Genomic DNA, 17,834 nt, shown 5'->3' on the forward strand with positions numbered 1-17,834 from the left:
TAAAACCCCAGCGTTTGTACTGCGCCGATGCTCGGGGTGAGCCGGCAGCTTGCGTGCCCCTGGGCTGTCCCAGCTCCGGGCTCATCCTCTGCCGCCCGCCGCCGCTTGCTTTCGCTCCTGCGAAGAAGGTGAGAAACTGGGCCTATCCGGACACGAATTGCCTGCTGTCCGGACACCGAAATCCTTGGAATCCCGGCGCATTTCCCTCATGTCGCGGGGCGGTGAGCCGCGAGAAAGCATATCGAGCTATGAGCAAGAAAACCGAAACCATCGAACTGCGGGTCTCCCCCGAGCTCAAGTCCGACCTGGGCGCGCTGAGCCGGGACCGAGGCCAGCCGATGAGCGAGACCATTCGCCAGCTCATTGCCCGCGAGGTCGCAGCCACCGCTCAAGGCAAGACAATCCAAGGAGATTTTGGAATGAGCACCAGGGCACAAGGGCGCCGCCTCGCGACGGCCGGCGCGGTCGCATTGACGCTGGCCGGCGTGGGTTTCGCAATCGCGGCCCAGTCCGATGCCTACGCACAGGCGGAGGCGCGCCGGACCTTCGCGGAGTTCGACGTCAACGCCGACGGCAAGGTCACGCGCGACGAGGTCGGGCAGGTCATGCAGGAGATGATCGGCGAATTCAGGGCCGCGGCGCCGTCCGGCGGTACGCCGGCCTGCCAGGCGGCGCTGAAGGACTTCGAAGCGTCGCTGGAGGCGATCGCCGGCGCCGAGTTTTCGGACATGGATGCCAACGGCGACGGCGAAGTGGTCTATGCGGAGGTGCGCGCCGCCATGGTCGCGGACCGCCAGGCGGAGTTCACCAGCCTGGACGAAAACGGCGACGGCGCGATCGCGTTCGCCGAGTTCTCGAAGATCGACGCGCTGTTCGAGGACGAGGACGAAACGGCAGAGGACGACCTCTTTGCGGCCGGCGAGGCGGCCTGCTTTGCCGAAGACGAGGGTCTGGAGCCGCTCGACAGCGCGTTCGAGGCCCGCATCCTGCGGATCGAGTTCGCCGAACTGGACCAGAACATGGACGGCAGCCTGACCCGTTCGGAGTTCGTCTCAAACTGAAGCGGTGAAGGCGCGGGCCACGGCGGCCCGCGCATTTCTCCCGGCCGCCCGCGCGGCAGCGTTCACACGTTGAAGCGGAAGTGGAAGACGTCGCCGTCGGCGACCACGTAGTCCTTGCCCTCGGCGCGCATCTTGCCGGCGTCCTTGGCGCCCTGCTCGCCGTTGCAGGCCACGAAGTCGTCGTAGGTGATGGTCTCGGCGCGGATGAAACCGCGCTCGAAGTCGGTGTGGATGACACCGGCGGCCCTGGGGGCGCGGCTGGTCCGCCGCACGGTCCAGGCCCGCGCCTCCTTGGGCCCGACGGTGAAAAAGGTGATGAGGTCGAGAAGCTCGTGGCCGGCGCGGATCACCCGGGCCAGGCCGGTCTCCTCCAGGCCGAGGCTCTCCAGGAACTCCCGCTTCTCCGCCGGGTCGCCGAGGGCCGCCACCTCGGCCTCGATGGCCGCGGAGATGACGACGCAGGCGCCGCCGGTTTCCGCCGCGCGCTGCGCCACCAGGGCCGAATAGTCGTTGCCGTCCGCCGCCGAGTCTTCATCCACATTGGCGGCATAGAGCACCGGCTTGGCGCTGAGGAGCTGCAGTTGGCGAAAGGCCGGCTTCTGGTCGTCGCTGACGGCCACGCTGCGCGCCGGCCTGCCGTCTTCCAGGGCGGCGATCACCGGCTCCAGCACCGCGAGGCGTTCCTTTGCCTCTTTGTCGTTGCCGCGGGCCCGTTTGACCGCGGCCTCGCGCTGCTTTTCCGCCGACTCAAGATCCGCCAGCAGCAGCTCGGTCTCCACCGTCTCGGCATCGCGGATCGGGTCCACGGAGCCGTCCACGTGGGTCACCTCGCCCTCGAAGCAGCGCAGGACGTGGACGATGGCGTCGACCTCACGGATGTTGGTGAGGAACTGGTTGCCCAGGCCCTCACCCTTTGAGGCGCCGCGCACCAGCCCGGCGATGTCGACGAACTCCAGATAGGTGGGGATCACCTTGGCCGATTTGCCGATTGCCGCCAGCCGGTCGAGGCGCGGGTCGGGCACCGGCACCCGGCCCACGTTGGGCTCGATGGTGCAGAAGGGATAGTTCGCCGCCTCCGCCGCCGCGGTCTCGGTCAGCGCGTTGAAAAGGGTGGACTTGCCGACGTTGGGCAGCCCGACGATGCCGCAGTTGAAGCCCATGGATCAGCCGCCCTCGCCGGCGGAAGAGGAGGGCGCGGTGTCCTCGGCAGCCTCATCGTCCTTGACGGCACCGTCCTTGCGCTTCGGCGGCTTGGGGCGGGGGGGATTGATGGCCTCGGCGACCCGCGACATGAATCGCGGGGCATCGCCGGCGCAGAGGCTGGGGATCTCCGCCGCCACGGCGTCCAGCAGCTTCTCCACCCAGGCTTGGTCGGACTTGCCGAAGTCGTTCAGCACATGGCTGTGCACCAAATCCTTTTCGCCGGGATGGCCGACCCCCAGGCGCACCCGCCAGAAGTCGCGCCCGATGTGGGACTCGATGCTGCGGATGCCGTTGTGGCCGCCGCTGCCGCCGCCGCATTTGACCCGCAGCTTGTTGGGCGCCAGGTCGATCTCGTCATAGAGAACGATGACGTCTTCCGGCTCCAGTTTGAAGAAGCGCAGCGCCTCTCCAACGGCCCGGCCGGACTCGTTCATGTAGGTCTGGGGCTTCATGGCCAGGACTTTCCCGTTGGCGAGGCGACCCTCGGCGGTTTCCGCCTGGAAGCGTTTGCGCCAGGGCTGAAAGCCATGGCGGCGGACGATTTCGTCCACCGCCATGAAGCCGATGTTGTGCCGGTTCTGCGCGTAGCGGGGGCCCGGATTGCCGAGCCCGACAAGCAGCAGCATGCGGGCCTCCCGTCTCGCTGGGTCGGAGTCTCGGCCGGAGCGCTAGCTTTCGCTGCTCTCGCCCTCGCCGGAAGGCTCGGCCGGGGTCTCGCCCTCACCCTCGGGTGCCGCCTCGCCTTCGCCTTCGCCCTCAGCCGCCGCCTCGGCAGCCTCGAGGGCCTCGTCGCGCACCACGGTCGGGGCGGCGATGGTGGCGATGGTGAAGTCGCGGTCGGTGATGGTCGGCTCCACGCCGTCCGGCAGGCTCACCATGGAGATGTGTACGCCGTCGCCGATGCTGAGACCGGTGAGGTCGACCTCGATCTGCTGGGGAATGGCGTCGGCCCGGCAGGACAGCTCGATCTCGTAGCGCACCACGTTCAGGACGCCGCCTTCGGTGAGGCCCGGGCAGTCCTTTTCGTTGAGGAAGCTCACCGGCACCTGGACGGTCACGCTGGTGGCCGCCGAGACGCGCAGGAAATCAACATGCACCGGCTGGTCGGTCACCGGGTCGAACTGCACGTCGCGGGGCAGAACGCGCTCGGCCTTGCTGCCGACCTTGACGTCGAACAGGGTGGAGAAGAAGCTACCGCTGTTCAGCAGCTTGTTCAGCGCCCGGTTCTCCAAGGAAATCATCACGGGGTCCTTTTTGGCACCATAGATCACGCCGGGCACCTGGCCGGCGCGACGTGCTGCCCGGGCTGGCCCCTTCCCGGCCCGTTCCCGCTCGGCGGCGGGAAGCTCGATCACGTCAGACATCTCTGTCGCTCCTCAGATCAAAGCCCCTCTCGGGGCAGATGGGCGCCGGCTACCGTGGCCCCGCCCGCTTGTCCGACCCGGCCTCCAGGGGTGCCGGCGTCGGGTCTCATGAAACGCGTTTCCCGCGGCCCGATGACGGCCGCACCGTAATTTCCTCCGGCTACATCGCCGGCACGTTGAAGAGGCTCGAAACCGAGCGCTCGTCGCTGATCCGCTGCATGGCATCGCCGATCAGCGGGGCGATGGAGATCTGGCGGATGTTCTGGGCCACCCGCACCGCCTCGGTCGCCTGGATGCTGTCGGTCATGACCAGCTCCTCCAAGGGGGAGGAGCTGACCCGGGCCACGGCCCCGCCGGACAGCACGCCATGGGTCACGTAGGCCGAAACCGCCGTGGCGCCGGCCTGCTTCAGGGCGACGGCGGCGTTGCACAGCGTGCCCGCCGAATCGACGATATCGTCCACCAGGATGCAGCGGCGGCCCTTCACGTCGCCGATGATGTTCATCACCTCGGAAACGCCGGCCCGTTCGCGGCGCTTATCGATGATCGCAAGGTCGGCGTCAAGCGGTTTGGCGATGGCCCGGGCCCGCACCACGCCGCCCACATCGGGGGAGACGATGGTCAGGTTGTCCTTGCCGTTGTGCTCCATGATGTCCTTGGTGAAGACCGGGGTGCCGAAGAGGTTGTCGGTGGGAATGTCGAAGAAGCCCTGGATCTGCCCGGCATGGAGTTCCAGGGTCAGCACCCGGTCGGCCCCGGCGGAGGTGATCAGGTTGGCCACCAGCTTCGCCGAGATGGGGGTTCGGGGCGCCGACTTCCGATCCTGGCGGGCATAGCCGAAGTAGGGCAGGACCGCCGTGATGCGCCGCGCCGAGGCCCGCTTCAGGGCGTCGAGGGCGACCAGCAATTCCATCAGGTTGTCGTTGGCCGGGTAGGAGGTGGACTGGATGATGAACACATCCTCGCCGCGGACGTTCTCGTGGATCTCGACGAAGATCTCCATGTCCGAGAAGCGGCGCACGCTCGCCTTGGTCAGCTCAAGGTTCAGGAAAGCGGAAATCGCTTCGGCCAGCGGCCGATTGCTGTTTCCGGTCATGATTTTCATAGCGGTATCCCTAGGGGCCTTTCGCAGGGAGCGGACGGGCGGGCACGGGACAGAGGAGCGCCAGACAACCATCCCCCGCGGCCCAGGCGGCGGGACCATATCAACGCCTCCGGGCCCTGTAAATCACCTTGGCGGGAGTTTGTGACGCTGCTTGAAAGCGCCGCAGATCACGCGAGGAGTTGCGCTTTTTCTTCGCCCTCAGGCTGCAGAAGCTGCCGCGTCCGAGGGGCTTTCCAAGCCCTCACATGAAAAAGCAGCTCGCCAGCAGGCCGAGCAGCAGGAACATCACGAAGAAGGCCAGGTGGGGCATCTGTCGCTCCCTCTCAGCGCGGGTCGGCGGCGGCCGCGAAAGACGGCGCTAGCGGCTTTCCAGCTCCAGGCCTGCCTTGGACAGCGGCTCGGGGCCCTGCTCGGTGACCAGGGAGGTCCGCCCCAGGGTCATGGCCACCCCGGCCTCGGAGTTGAAGATGATCATATGGCAGAAAACCACCATGCCCGGCGTGAAAACCGTGGGGTTGCCGGCATAGAGCATGGGCCAGTCCATCCAGGTCGGCGCGAAGGTGGTGCCCAGGGAGTAGCCGCAGGCATTGAGGCGGTATGCGGCATAGCCGGCCGCGTCCATCACCCGGCCATGGGCGGCGAAGGCCTCGCCGTAGGTCTCGCCGGGGCGCAGCCGGTCTTCAACCGCCAGCAGGGCGTCCCGGGCGACGGCATGCATCTCCCGGTGCAATGGCAGCGGTTCGCCGATAGGCAGGGTGCGCATCATGGCGCCGTGGTAATGGCGGTAGGTCCCGGCCCATTCCAGGGTGAGCTGGTCCTGTGGGTCCAGGTGCCGCCGCCCCGAGTAGTAGCGGCAGAGCAGGGCGCCGGGGCCGGAGCCGATGATGAACTCGTTGCCCGGGTCGTCGCCGCCGCCGGCGAAGATGGCGCCGTGCATGGCCGCCAGGATGTCGCCCTCAAAAGCGCCGGGCCCGGCGGTCGCCAGCGCCGCCGCCCAGGCCGCGTCGGCCAGCTCCGCCGCCTTGCGGGCGTAGGCGATCTCCGCCGTGCTCTTCACGGCACGCAGCGCGGTCACCAGGGCAGAGGCGTCGTCGAGGCGGCAGAAGCCGTCGAGGGCGGCGTCCAGGCGCTTGCCGTTGGCGGCGGTCAGGCCATAGGCCTCGTACTCGACCCCCAGGCGTTTGCCGCGGCAGCCGGCCTCCTCGAGGATCGCGCGCAATTCCTCGAAGGGCTTGGCCTCCGGCCCGTCCACCCAGATGCGGATGTCCTCGATCATCGAGGTCACCTGGGCCTGGCGCAGATCCGCGGAACGGGTCAGCAGGATCAGCCGGCCGTCGCCGCCCAGGTAGAGGCACTGGGCGAAGCAGTAGCCGAAAGTGTCGTAGCCGGTCAGGTAGTACATGGACTCCTGGCGGAACATCAGCAGCCCGTCCAGGCCCTGCTCCTCCAGCAGCCGGCAGGTCTTGGCGCGGCGCTCGGCCAGTTCCTCTTCGGAAAAATGCAGGGGCATGGGGCGGGTCAGGGTTCCAGATAGATGGTGGAGAGGCCCCGGCCGTAGTCCCGCTCTTCGCGGTGGCAGGCGCGGCGGTAGCTGAAGAAGCGGTCCTCTTCGGCGCAGGTGTCGCAGGGCAGCGTATGGATCTCGCTGAGGCCGGCGGCGCCGAGGCGGCGGGCGACGTAACCCTTGAGGTCGAAGTGAAAGTGGCCCTCGCGCTTGCCGGGACAGAAGAAGTCGCCGTTGCGCGGGTCCTGCTCCAGGAAGGGGGTCGGAAACTCCGGCCCCACCTCGTAGGAGCGCTGGGAGATCGCCGGGCCGATGCCGGCGAGGATACGGGCGGGTTGGGCGCCCAGGGCGGCCATGGCGGAGACGGTGGCCTCCAGCACCCCGGTGAGGGCGCCTTTCCAGCCGGCATGGGCCGCCCCGACCACACCGGCCTCGGCGTCGGCCAGCAGCACCGGCACGCAGTCGGCGGTGAGGATGCCGAGGGCCAGACCCGGCTCGCGGGTCACCATGGCATCGGCCTTCGGCGCTTCGTCGCGGGCCCAGGGCTGGCGCACCTCCACCACATCGGGGGAGTGGACCTGGTAGGCGGTGACCAGACGGCCGTCTTCCAGATCGATGCGGGCCATGGCGCGGCGGCGGTTCTCCGCTACATGGCCCTTGTCGTCGCCGGAGCCGAAACCGCAGTTCAGGCTGGCGAAGAGGCCTTCGCTCACCCCGCCGTTGCGGGAGAAGAAGGCATGGCGGACGGAGGGGGTTTCATTGAGGGCAGCAACGGTCAACATGGCCGGCACTCTAACGTCACGTCTGTTCGGGCGATAGGGGGATTGCGGGCCTCTTCAATCGGCGCCGAAGCCCGCCGGCGGCGACAACCCGGGCGCAAGGCTTTCCGGGCTGACGAGGGCGAGGGCCTTGAACAGAGCGCCCATCTGCTGGGGCTCGACCAGCCGCTTCAAGGCCGCGTCGACCGTGGCGGCTTGCTCCGGCGCGGCGGCGGCCAACTGGGCGGCGCGCGTTTCGATCCCCAGCGCCTGCAGGAAGGGGCCCTGGTTCAACGGTCCGAAGGCGCGCGCGCCCTTGGCGGTCGCGGCTTCGGCGAGACTCTGGAAGTCGACGTGGGCGGTGAGATCGGCCCATCCGGGCTCCTGCAGGACGTCCTGCCGCTGGTGTCGGTGCAGCGCCTGCAGGGTCGGACCCGGGCGCGACTCGGCGGGACCGTAGTCGACGATCAGCGCCGCGCCGGGATGCCGCGCCAGGTGGTCGCCCAGAAAGGCCGCCAGGCTGAGGCCGGCCGGGCAGATCTCCACCAGACTGCCGGTCGCGGCCTCGCGCAGCGGGGCCGGGACCAGGGCCGCATTGAGGGGGCTGGGCGGCGCCAGGCCGAAGGCGAGGGAGCGGCCGTCCTCCCCCAGGACCACCAGGCGCTCGGCCCAGCCGTCCTCCCTGCGTTCGAACTGGCGCACCGGCAGGGCGTCGAAGAACTCGTTGGCGATCAGCAGCAGCGGGGCCTCCGGCAGTTCGGCCAGGGATTCGATCCAGGTGACCTCGTGGGCGCCGAGCGCCCTGCCCTGGGCGTCGCGCAGCGCGGGGCTCGCCTCCAGCAGATGGAGGTCCATGGCGGCGGGAAAGCCGGGGACCCTGGCGGTGGCGCGCAGGGCATCGGCCATCAGGCTGCCGCGCCCCGGGCCCAGCTCCACCAGCAGGCAGGGGGAGGGGCTGCCCAGGCGCTGCCAGGCATCGGCGCACCACAGGCCCAGCAGTTCGCCGAACATCTGGCTGATCTCCGGCGCCGTGACGAAGTCGCCGCCCTGCTCCGAGGGGGCGCCGAAGGGATCGCCGGTCATGTAGTAGCCGTGGACCGGATGGGTCAGGCAGAGGCGCATGTAGTCGGCGACGGTCAGCGGGCCCTGTTGCCCGATCCGCCTCACAAGCTCTTCGGTCAGGGACATGGGCGGCGGAGCGTCAGGCGCGGCGCCGCAGCGCCCAGATCGTCACCCAGAGCCCGACCAGGAACATGGGCAGGGAGAGCAACTGGCCCATGGTCAGCCCCTGGATGATGAAACCCAGGTAGCTGTCCGGCTCCCGGAACAGCTCGGCGGTGCTGCGGGTGACGGCATAGCCCATCATGAAGACGCCGGAGATGAGGCCGGTGCGCTGCAGGGCGCCGCGGCGCACCATGATGTAGAGCACCAGGAACAGCAGCAGGCCCTCCAAGAGGGCCTCGTAGATCTGGCTGGGGTGGCGCGGGATGGGGCCGGCTTCGGGATGGGGAAAGACCATGGCCCAGGGCACGGAGGAGGCATCGGCGGGGCGGCCGAAAAGCTCTCCGTTGATGAAGTTTGCGATGCGCCCGAGGAAGAGGCCGATGGGGGTGGCGGCGCCGACGATGTCGGAGAGGGTGAAATAGCTGACCCCGCGGCTGCGGGTGAACAGCAGGATGGCGGCCAGCACCCCCAGCATGCCGCCGTGAAAGCTCATGCCCCCTTGCCAGATCACCAGGATCTCCAGGGGGTTCTGCAGGTAGTAGCCGGGCTTGTAGAACAGCACGTAGCCGAGGCGCCCGCCGAGCACCACGCCCAGTGTCGCCCAGAGCAGGAAGTCGTCGAAATCGACGGGCTTCAGGCGCTGCGGCGGCAGCTTGGTCATCCAGCGGCAGTAAAGCCAGGCCAGCAGCAGCCCGGCGATATAGGCCAGGGCGTACCAGCGGATGTCGAAGATCCAGATGCTGAAGGCCACATCGTCGAAATTCGGGAACTGCAGCACCAGAAAGGCGGAAAGCTCGGACAGCGCCATGAAGCCTCAGAGTCTGACTCGAAACGAGTGATGTGAATTCGATGGTTTGCCGACGCCGCCCCGCCCCGCATCGTCACCCTCGGGCTTGTCCCGAGGGTCCATGGATAGAGCGAGACCGGGACCGCCATGGATTGCCGGAACAAGTCCGGCAATGACGGCTTGGGGGGCCGGAGAGCGGGGACCCTTTGTCGGACAAAGTCTCATTTGAGATCGGATGTTCAGCAGTAGGGGTCCGGTTTGACCAGGAAGTCTTTCACGTAGCGGGCCACGCCGGCTTCCAGGTCGGTGAAGGGCTTGTCGTATCCGGCGGCCCGCAGGCGCGCCATCTTGGCTTCGGTGAAGTACTGGTACTTATCACGGATGGCTTCCGGCGTCGGCACGTAGCGGATGTTCTCCGGGCGCTCCATGGCGGCGAAGACGGCGCGCGCCAGGTCGGCGAAGCTGCGCGCCTGGCCGGTGCCGACGTTGAAGAGACCGTTGACTGCGGAATTGTCCAGCAGCCAGAGCATCACATCCACACAGTCGCCGACCCAGATGAAGTCGCGCAGCTGCCCGCCGTCGGGGTAGTCGGGGTGGTGCGACTGGAACAGCTTGGCCGGCTCGCCGCGACTGAGCTGGCCGTAGAGGTGCCAGGCGACGCTGGCCTGGCCGCCCTTGTGATACTCGTTGGGGCCGTAGACGTTGAAGAACTTGAGCCCGGCCCACTGCGGCGGCGCGGGGGAATCCGTGGCGAGGCGGCGCGCGACCCAGCGGTCGAAGAGGTGCTTGCTCCAGCCATAGCCGTTCATCGGCCGCAGGCGCGCCAGGTGGCCGCGCCCGGCGTCGTCGTCGAAGCCCTCGGCGCCGTCGCCGTAGGTGGCCGCCGAGGAGGCGTAGATCAGCGGAATCTCTTCACGGCTGCAGTGGTCCCAGAGCACCTTGGAGAGGCGGAAGTTGTTGGCCAGCAGGGCGTCGCCGTCGCTCTCCGTGGTGGTGGAGATGGCGCCCATGTGGAAGACGCCGGTGAGGCGCCCCTCGGCCCAGCGCAAGAAGTCCGGCATCTCCTCAGGCGGGATCACGTCCTCGACTTCGTGGTGGGCCAGGTTGCGCCACTTGTCCCCGGTCCCCAGGCGGTCGCAGACGATCACCGCCTCGCCGCGCTCGGCCAGCGCCGCGACCAGATTGGAGCCGATGAAACCGGCACCGCCGGTGACCAGGAGCATCTGCGGGGCGTCCTTTGCCGCGAAATCAAAGCCCCACCGAAGGGAAGGGCGCCTCCTTATAGGGGGGCGGCGGAGCGCTCTGCAAGTCCGCCCAGAGCCCAGCCCGCGGCGCGGTGGCCTACATCTGCAACGCCGACAGGCGGGCCGCCGCGTCGGCCAGGATTGCCCGTTCGGGCGGCGGCAGCGGCACCAGGCCGCGCCTGACGAGATAGCCGCCGGGCCCCGCTGCCGTCTCGCCCGCCAGTTCCTTGGCGTAGTCGCGAAGTCCCGGAATGACGCCGAGGTTCTCCCGCTTGACATAGGCATAGACGGGCCGCGCCAGCGAGTAGCGGCCCGCGGCGATGCTCTCGGCGCTGGGCGCGATACCGTCGATGGCGATGCCCTGCAGGAGAGCGGCGTTCTGCTGCAAGAGGGTGAACCCGAAGAGGCCCAGGCTATCCGGCCTGGCCTGCAGCATTTGCAAGCCCGCCTCGTCCATGGCCGCCACTTCGGTGAAGCCGCCGTCGGCCCGCAGGCTCTGGCCGAAGGCGGAAAGCGCGTCCCCGCTCAGGGACCGAAGCCCCGGAAACGCGCGCGCCGCCGGGACCATCGCCATCTCGCCGAAGGCGCTGCGCACGGCGCTGATCGCCGGCGGTCCGTAGACCTGGATGGCCTTGACCGGCAACGAGAAGTCGATGTCGCTCCACAGTCTGTAGGGATTGTCCGTGAGCTGCCCGTTGATGGGGACCTGCCGCGCGAGGGCGAGGAAGATCTGCCGGCGTGTCAGGGCCAGCGATGCGCCGCGGCGCGCCTTCGCCAGGACCACGGCCTGATGGCCGAGCTTCAGCTCGCTCAGGGTGATGCCGCGGCGCCGGCAGGCCTCATACTCCGCGCGCGTCATCCGCCGGGTGGCGGTGGCGATGTCCGGATGCTCCGGCCCAACGCCTTCGCAGAACAGGGCGAAGCCGCGCGCGGCTTCGCTGCGTTCGACCACCGGCGTGACGAAGGCGGTTGTTTGACTGAAGGTTTCGGACACCGCCACGGCCAGCGGAAAGACCGCCGCCGGGCTTACGACGTGGATGCGCTGGCGCTCGCCGGCCATGGCGCTCGCGGCGCTGCCGGTAAGCGCCAGCAGGGCCAGGAAAACGCGCCAACACGGCCTACGTTTGCGGATTCCCCCCTTGGTCATGCTCTGCCTTGTCTTTCCCCCAAATGCGGCCCTAGATGCGGCCCCCGGTGCGGCAAAGTGAAGCCTTTACCGGGGCGCTGCGCAAGGCGGCGGTTGTGGCGGCCCGGGGCGGCGGTCATAGTGGGTGGACGGTTCGACCCTTGCGCTGGAAGGACTCCGCAATGCAAAGCCAGACCAAGATCCTCGACGACTTCGCCCGCGTGGCCAGCGGCGCCATGGGCGTGGCCGCGGGTGTACGCGGCGAGGTGGAGGCGCGGATCCGCGAACAGCTCGAACGCCTGTTGACGCAGATGGACGTGGTGCCGCGCGAGGAGTTCGACGCCATGAAGGCCGTGGCGGTGGCCGCGCGCGAAGAGCAGGAGGCCCTATCGGCCAAGGTCGCGGCCCTCGAAACCCGCCTGGCGGCCCTGGAAGCGGCAGCGAAGAAAACCGGCGGCGGAGGCAAGGCGAAGGCGGCTTCCAAGCAAGCGGCCGAAAGCGAGTCCAAGGACAGCAACGGCGCCGAACGGGCCGGCGGCTGACCGGCACCGGCCGCCCGCCGGATCGGCGCCGCTCTCGTCCACAGCTTTCTGTTTTCCACACCGCATTGCGGGAATTCCCTTGTTGCACAGCGGAATCGAATAAGGCACGCTATATCTGGTAGCGGCGGCGTCGCATAATTCCATATATCGGGGCGCGTGAGGCGCTGGAGCCCTGCCACTGCCAACCGAAGAGGCTGCGTCGACATGGTAGAACTCGTTCAAGAATCCCGCCATCCGATCAACCCCCTCGACCTTCTCGAAGAGCTCGGCAGCGCCAATGACTGGACCTGCGACCGCCACTCTGAGTCCGAGCTGCTCATCGAAATGTCCGGTCACTGGTGCGAGTACCACATGTATTCCGTCTGGCAGGAGCAGGTGAGTTCCATGTTCTTTTCCTGCCACTTCGACCTCAAGGTCCCCAAGGCCCAGCACAAGGATGTTTGCGCCCTGCTGGCCCAGGCCAACGAACGGCTCTGGCTCGGTCACTTCGACCTGATGGCCGAGGAAGGGGCCCTGATGTACCGCCACACCATTCCCCTGCGCGGCCTGCCCGGCGCCTCCGTCGAACAGTTGGAGGACTTGGTGGAGGCGGCGCTGATGGAGTGCGACCGGGTCTATCCGGCGCTGCAGATGGTGATCTGGGGCGGTGCCACAGTGAAAGACGCCTTGAGCGCAGCCCTGATGGAGACCGTCGGCGAAGCCTGAGAGTCTAACCCGAACTGAATCCGATCCGTCAGAGGATTCCCCTGTTCTGATCTCTCCAATCGTCATTGTCGGACTTGTTCCGACAATCCATTGACGTACGAGTCTCGGACCTTCCATGGACCCTCGGGACGAGCCCGAGGGTGACGATGGGGGAGGGATAACGTTGGTAGGCCATTGACACCATGCCATTCATTTCGAGCCAGACTGTGAACCCATATGACCTGACTCAGGCCTGTTCCGGCGCGGCAACCCGGTGGTAGATTGCCGCCGGAGGCCGGGTGCCCGCGCATTTCGGTTGCGCGCCCGCCTCAGAGCGTTCGGTGCCTGGCGGGGGAAGGCGGCATGAAACTTTCCGGTCCTTTGCTTCTGGTCGGCTGCGGCAAGATGGGCGGCGCCCTGCTGGAGGGCTGGCTTCACCGCGGCCTGGAGGCCGGGGAGGTGTGGATCGTCGAGCCGAACGCAGCCCCGGTGCAGCACTTTCTGGACCGTGGCGCCCACCATGCCGAGGGCGCCGCCGAGCTGCCGCCGGAGATCCGTCCGGCGCTGATCGTCTTTGCCGTAAAACCGCAGATGCTGGCCGAGACCCTGCCACACTACCGCGGCTTCGCGGCGGCGGGGGCGGCGGTGGTGTCCATCGCCGCCGGCTGGCGGATCGCTGCCTTCGAAGAGGTTCTGGGCGCGCAGACCCCGGTGGTGCGGGCCATGCCCAACACCCCGGCGGCGGTGGGCCGGGGCATGACCGTGCTCTGCGCCAATCCGCATTGTGGCCAGTCCTTGCGGGATCTTGCCGGCGAGCTGCTCTCCGCCGTCGGGGCGGTGGCCTGGATCGACAGCGAGGCGCTGATGGACGCGGTGACCGCAGTTTCCGGCAGCGGCCCCGCCTATGTCTTCCTGCTGATCGAATGCCTGGCCGAGGCCGGGGTCGAGGCCGGACTGCCCGCCGATCTGGCCATGCAACTGGCCCGGGTCACGGTGGCCGGCGCAGGCGCCCTGGTGGACCAGTCGGCGGACCCGGCCGCGACCCTGCGCAAGAACGTCACCTCCCCCGGCGGCACCACCCAGGCGGCGCTGGAAGTGCTGATGGCCGAGGACGGCCTGCAGCCCCTGATGACCAAGGCCATCGCCGCCGCCGCCGCCCGCAGCCGGGAGCTGGGGTAGCCCCCGTCTCGTTCGCGCCGGCGGCGGTGCTTTCATCAATCTTGGTGTATGATCGCCTTTCCAATTCGCGCAATCGGTGTGCTGGAAAATGGACGAGGCAGCCCTTCGGGCATTCTGGCAGGAGATGAAGGAAACGGTTCGGTGCTTCCGCAAGGAGGACCGCGACCGCATCGTTTTTGGCGCGCGTCGAAAGCGTTTCGCGCGCATTCTGGGACAGCCGACCGGCGGGCATGACTACAGGATTTTGCCCACTGTTGCGGACAAGGTCCTGCTCGACTTTGAGCGACAGAACAAAACCGCCCTGCCGCCGGCCTACCGCACCTATCTCCAGGTATTCGGAGCCGGGGGAGCCGGACCGAATTATGGAATTGACGATTTCGCCAAGGTTCCGCCCGGTCATGATTTCTCGACGCCGTTCCCCTATCGCGAATCGCTGCTGGATGATGACTACTACGACTGGCCGACTTATGAAGACGGGTGGGGTTTTCCGGGACTTTTGCACATCAGCGATCTTGGATGCGCCTGCGATGCTCTGCTCGAATTGAATGGGCCTCAACCGGGCACGGTGTGGCACGAGACCGAAGACGGTTTTCTCAAGCAGGGCCGCTTTGCCGACTACTACAGAGAATGGGCAAGGGACACGCGCCGATATATCGACAGCCATGCGACCCTGCGATCCTTTGCGAATAGGGTCGATTGGTGGGGTCGCTACTCCCACCTCAAGCTCGATGAGATCCTGGAAGCGGTCGACTGCGAACACCATAGTTCGGAGGACTGGAGCATAATGCAGGTTCCGGAGGGTGAAGTTTGGGTGATGTTCCATGGAATTCCCGGGAAGGTCGTCGTCAATGACGCAGGTGCGATTCAACGGATCGATCTCACATAGCGCAGGGCTTTGAATTCCGGCGTTCCGGCGCCATGTTTGACTTATGACGAGATCTTCCCAGACGACCCGCCGCGCGGTGCTGGGCGGTTTGGCGGCGCTGCCGTTTGCAGGGCGGCTGGGCAGCGCCTACGCTAGCGCGCCGATAACGCGGGCAATCCCCGGCACCGGCGAACACCTGCCGGTTATTGGCATGGGGACCTGGATCACCTTCAACGTCGGCTCCAGTGGGCGCCTGCGCGATGCCCGCAGCGCGGTGCTGCGGACCTTCTTCGAAGCCGGCGGCGGCATGATCGACTCCTCGCCGATGTACGGCTCCTCCGAGGCGGTGATCGGCCATGGGCTGAAACGGACGGGCCGGCCGGCCTCCCTGTTCTCGGCCACCAAGGTCTGGACCTGGGGCCGGGCCGACGGGGTCGAGCAGATGGAAGAGTCCCGGCGGCTCTGGGGACTGGAGCGTTTCGACCTGCTGCAGGTCCACAACCTGCTGTCCTGGGAGGACCACCTGGAAACCCTGCGCGCCATGAAGGCCGAGGGGCGGCTGCGCTACATCGGGATCACCACCTCCCACGGCCGCCGCCACGGCGACTTCGAGGCGATCATGCGCCGCGAGGACATCGACTTCGTCCAGTTCACTTACAACCTGGTGGACCGGGAGGCGGAGCGCCGCCTGCTGCCGCTGGCGGCGGAGCGGGGCCTGGCCGTGATTGTCAACCGCCCGTTCCGCCGCGGCGCCCTCTTCGACCGTTTCGCCCATCTCCCCCTGCCGGGCTGGGCGGCGGAGATCGACTGCGCCAACTGGGCCCAGGTCTTCCTGAAGTTCGCGGTCTCCCACCCGGCGGTCACCTGCGCCATCCCGGCCACCAGCCGGGTCGACCACATGACCGAGAACATGGGGGCGCTCCACGGCCGTCTGCCGGACGCGGCGTTGCGCCGGCGCATGGTGACGGACATCGAAGCTGCGTAGTGGGTTTTCGACTGGCGTCGAGCCGGTGCCGTCAAAACCTGAAACACGCTAGCGGTCGAAGGGGGCGGGCCAGGCCTCCAACAGTTTGCCGCTTTCGATGTCGAAGGCCATGCGGCGGTCTTCCACGGTGTGCACCAGGAAGCGTCCCTGCCCATCGATCCCCAGGGTGCGGCCCCAGCGAAAGTGGGAAACCGTGAGTTCGAGATTGTCGGTGTCCTCGATCACTTCCGACAGCGGCACCCGGCGCAGCAGGCGGCCGCGTCGCCAGAAGGTGATCAGGGTGGTCTGGGGCCGGTAGTCCCACTGCAGCAGCCCGAGGCCCTGATAGCCGACCACCAGATGCTCGCCGTCGTCGGCCAGATGGGCGTCGCGGAACCAGCCGGGCATGCTCCAGAGCACCTTGCCGTCCTTTACGACGTTGGTTCGCACGGACCCGGCGTCCATGACCGCACAGAAGGCGCCGTTCTGCGAGCAGACCGTCTTGTCCTGCGGCGGCGGCAGGGGCGCGTCGGCCTTGGCGTGCGGAACCGCCAGCCCGGCGGCGGTCAGCATCGAAACGGCAAAAAGGCATGTCGGAACGCGCACGCAGCCTTCTCCCAGGGGGTCCAACCACCATAAACTAGCGAAAAGGACGAAAGTGGCAAAAGCATGGGCGTAGGGGCCTTTGGAACCGGAGACTCTCCGCGACCGAGGCCCCGGGCACAAAGATCGACAAGGAGGTCCCATGACGACGCTGTCCGGCCGCTGCCTCTGTGGTGCCGTGCGCTTCGAACTGCACGGCGCGCTCAGCGCGCCCCATGCCTGCCACTGTACCGAATGCCGCCGCCAAAGCGGCCACTACGTGGTGGCCAGCGAGGTCGCGCGCGCCGGCTTCGCGCTGACGGAGGATCGGGGCCTCAAGTGGTACCGCTCCTCGGACTCTGCGCGCCGCGGTTTCTGCGGCGACTGCGGCGCGGTGCTGTTCTGGGATGACGGCGGCGAAGCCGTCAGCATCAACCTCGGCTGCCTGGAGGGACCCACCGGCCTCACCCTCCAGCGTCACATCTTCGTCGACGAGAAGGGCGACTACTACGCCCTCGACGACAGCCTGCCGAAGTTCGCCGGCTACGACCGCCCGTTGGAAGCGGAGGGGACAGCAAAGTCTGACACAACAAAGGCCCCGTCACCCTCCCGCTGACGCGGACCCCTCCCTCTTCCGCGCCGAGGAGAGGGTCTTTTGTTGCCCTCGCCCCTGGTGGGAGAGGGCTGCGCAGGCTTGGCGAGATCGTAGATCGCGCTTAGCCGGAGCTGGGTGAGGGGGAATCGGGTGCCGGTGATGACTCCGCGCTAGCTTGTCTCCCCCGCCTGCTTGAGATAGCGGCCCGGGGTGTCGCCGAGGCGGCGGCGGAACATGGCGATGAAGGCGCTGGGGCTCTGGTAGCCGAGGTCGTAGGCGACGGCGGTGACGGCCTCGCCCTCGGCCAGACGCGCGACGGCGGCCATGAGGCGCAGGCGCTCGCGCCACTCGCCGAAGGTGAGGCCGGTCTCCTTCACGAAGAGCCGCGCCAGGGTGCGCTCGCTGGCCCCGGCAGAGCGCGCCCAGCCGCCCAGCGAACGGCCGTCCGCCGGGTCGTCGGTCATCGCCCGGGTCACCTTCAAAAGGCGCGGATCGCGCGGCTGCGGCAGGTGCAGCGGTTCCGGCTCCAACGCCCCCAGCTCGTCAAGGATCACCGCCATGATGCGCGCCTCCGGCCCCTCGGGGCCGTAGTCCGTGCCGATCTCCACGGCGCGCAGGATCAGCGCGCGCAACAGCGGCGGCACCGCCAGCACGCAGCAGTCCCCCGGCAGGCCCGCGGCCACCACCGGGTCGATGTAGAGGGTGCGCATGGCGATCGCCTGTTGGTGGATCACCTGGTGTTCGACCCCCGGCGGAATCCAGACCGCCTGTTCCGGCGCCACCACCCAGGTGCCGGCGGCGGTATCGACGGTCATCACCCCCGCCGAGGCGTAGAGCAGTTGGCCGCGGGTGTGGTGGTGCCAGTCGCGCCGGCTGGGCCCGGCGTAGTCGCGGGCCAGCGGCGCCACCGGGCGCGCGGCATCAGCCAGTTCCCCGGGATGGCCCATAGGATCGTCGGCGGGAGGGTCGACGGGGCGGATGCGCCAGGACCCGGCCGCCTGTTGAGTTTGTCTGATTCTCGGCATCGACTGGCATTCTATAGCAAGA

At 67.9% G+C, this 17,834-nt stretch carries 19 protein-coding genes; 7 read left to right on the forward strand and 12 right to left on the reverse strand.

Annotated features, from left to right (window positions below):
- The first annotated feature begins 248 nt into the window (after positions 1-248).
- Entirely contained in the window at positions 249-1,061 is an 813-nt protein-coding gene (locus tag Q0996_RS08885) for a hypothetical protein (RefSeq protein WP_299617815.1), read from the forward strand.
- A gap of 62 nt (positions 1,062-1,123) precedes the next feature.
- Here Q0996_RS08885 and ychF read toward each other — a convergent pair whose 3' ends face one another.
- From ychF to Q0996_RS08935, 10 genes are all read right to left on the reverse strand, one after another.
- The gene (gene ychF / locus Q0996_RS08890; RefSeq protein ID WP_299617817.1) at positions 1,124-2,221 is read right to left on the reverse strand and encodes a redox-regulated ATPase YchF; all 1,098 of its coding nucleotides are present in this window, start codon (positions 2,219-2,221) and stop codon (positions 1,124-1,126) included.
- 3 nt (positions 2,222-2,224) lie between these two features.
- Positions 2,225-2,890, reverse strand: a complete 666-nt coding sequence (gene pth, locus Q0996_RS08895; protein WP_299617819.1) for an aminoacyl-tRNA hydrolase — start codon at positions 2,888-2,890, stop codon at positions 2,225-2,227.
- 42 nt (positions 2,891-2,932) lie between these two features.
- Positions 2,933-3,628: a 50S ribosomal protein L25/general stress protein Ctc gene (locus Q0996_RS08900; RefSeq protein ID WP_299617821.1), complete on the reverse strand. Its 696-nt coding sequence runs from the start codon at positions 3,626-3,628 to the stop codon at positions 2,933-2,935.
- Positions 3,629-3,788: 160 nt separating this feature from the next.
- Positions 3,789-4,733 (reverse strand): ribose-phosphate pyrophosphokinase, encoded by a 945-nt coding sequence (locus Q0996_RS08905; RefSeq protein WP_299617823.1) that lies wholly within the window; start codon positions 4,731-4,733, stop codon positions 3,789-3,791.
- Positions 4,734-5,091: 358 nt separating this feature from the next.
- Complete coding sequence (locus tag Q0996_RS08910) at positions 5,092-6,243, reverse strand: Xaa-Pro peptidase family protein (RefSeq protein ID WP_299617825.1); 1,152 nt, start codon at positions 6,241-6,243, stop codon at positions 5,092-5,094.
- A gap of 8 nt (positions 6,244-6,251) precedes the next feature.
- On the reverse strand, positions 6,252-7,019 hold the full coding sequence (gene pgeF, locus Q0996_RS08915; RefSeq protein ID WP_299617827.1) for a peptidoglycan editing factor PgeF: 768 nt from the start codon (positions 7,017-7,019) through the stop codon (positions 6,252-6,254).
- A 54-nt stretch (positions 7,020-7,073) separates the two neighbouring features.
- Positions 7,074-8,183, reverse strand: a complete 1,110-nt coding sequence (locus Q0996_RS08920) for a class I SAM-dependent methyltransferase (RefSeq protein ID WP_299617829.1) — start codon at positions 8,181-8,183, stop codon at positions 7,074-7,076.
- A gap of 13 nt (positions 8,184-8,196) precedes the next feature.
- Positions 8,197-9,027 carry a prolipoprotein diacylglyceryl transferase gene (gene lgt / locus Q0996_RS08925; protein WP_299617831.1) on the reverse strand — a complete coding sequence of 277 codons (831 nt, stop codon included), beginning with the start codon at positions 9,025-9,027 and terminating at the stop codon, positions 8,197-8,199.
- Positions 9,028-9,245: 218 nt separating this feature from the next.
- On the reverse strand, positions 9,246-10,229 hold the full coding sequence (gene rfaD, locus Q0996_RS08930; RefSeq protein WP_299617833.1) for an ADP-glyceromanno-heptose 6-epimerase: 984 nt from the start codon (positions 10,227-10,229) through the stop codon (positions 9,246-9,248).
- A gap of 118 nt (positions 10,230-10,347) precedes the next feature.
- Positions 10,348-11,397 (reverse strand): substrate-binding domain-containing protein, encoded by a 1,050-nt coding sequence (locus tag Q0996_RS08935; RefSeq protein WP_299617834.1) that lies wholly within the window; start codon positions 11,395-11,397, stop codon positions 10,348-10,350.
- A gap of 161 nt (positions 11,398-11,558) precedes the next feature.
- On the opposite strand from Q0996_RS08935, the gene Q0996_RS08940 reads away from it, so the two are divergent.
- The 5 genes from Q0996_RS08940 to Q0996_RS08960 all read left to right on the forward strand — a co-directional run bounded on the left by Q0996_RS08940 (position 11,559) and on the right by Q0996_RS08960 (position 15,631).
- Positions 11,559-11,918: an accessory factor UbiK family protein gene (locus Q0996_RS08940; RefSeq protein WP_322096669.1), complete on the forward strand. Its 360-nt coding sequence runs from the start codon at positions 11,559-11,561 to the stop codon at positions 11,916-11,918.
- Positions 11,919-12,122: 204 nt separating this feature from the next.
- Entirely contained in the window at positions 12,123-12,623 is a 501-nt protein-coding gene (locus Q0996_RS08945; protein ID WP_299617836.1) for a YbjN domain-containing protein, read from the forward strand.
- 342 nt (positions 12,624-12,965) lie between these two features.
- Positions 12,966-13,781 carry a pyrroline-5-carboxylate reductase gene (proC, locus tag Q0996_RS08950; protein WP_299617839.1) on the forward strand — a complete coding sequence of 272 codons (816 nt, stop codon included), beginning with the start codon at positions 12,966-12,968 and terminating at the stop codon, positions 13,779-13,781.
- Positions 13,782-13,869: 88 nt separating this feature from the next.
- Positions 13,870-14,667 carry an SMI1/KNR4 family protein gene (locus tag Q0996_RS08955; RefSeq protein WP_299617842.1) on the forward strand — a complete coding sequence of 266 codons (798 nt, stop codon included), beginning with the start codon at positions 13,870-13,872 and terminating at the stop codon, positions 14,665-14,667.
- A 43-nt stretch (positions 14,668-14,710) separates the two neighbouring features.
- Positions 14,711-15,631, forward strand: a complete 921-nt coding sequence (locus Q0996_RS08960) for an aldo/keto reductase (RefSeq protein ID WP_299617845.1) — start codon at positions 14,711-14,713, stop codon at positions 15,629-15,631.
- 48 nt (positions 15,632-15,679) lie between these two features.
- Here the strand turns inward: Q0996_RS08960 and Q0996_RS08965 are convergent, their stop codons facing one another.
- The gene (locus tag Q0996_RS08965) at positions 15,680-16,216 is read right to left on the reverse strand and encodes a hypothetical protein (RefSeq protein WP_299617848.1); all 537 of its coding nucleotides are present in this window, start codon (positions 16,214-16,216) and stop codon (positions 15,680-15,682) included.
- 139 nt (positions 16,217-16,355) lie between these two features.
- Between Q0996_RS08965 and Q0996_RS08970 the strand changes: the two genes are divergently transcribed.
- On the forward strand, positions 16,356-16,808 hold the full coding sequence (locus Q0996_RS08970) for a GFA family protein (protein WP_299617850.1): 453 nt from the start codon (positions 16,356-16,358) through the stop codon (positions 16,806-16,808).
- Between the two features lie 149 nt (positions 16,809-16,957).
- Here the strand turns inward: Q0996_RS08970 and Q0996_RS08975 are convergent.
- Positions 16,958-17,834: helix-turn-helix domain-containing protein (locus Q0996_RS08975; RefSeq protein ID WP_299617853.1), on the reverse strand; the 877-nt coding region annotated here is incomplete at its 5' end.

It is taken from the genome of Pelagibius sp. (genome assembly GCF_028289705.1).
Lineage (GTDB): Bacteria > Pseudomonadota > Alphaproteobacteria > Kiloniellales > Kiloniellaceae > Pelagibius.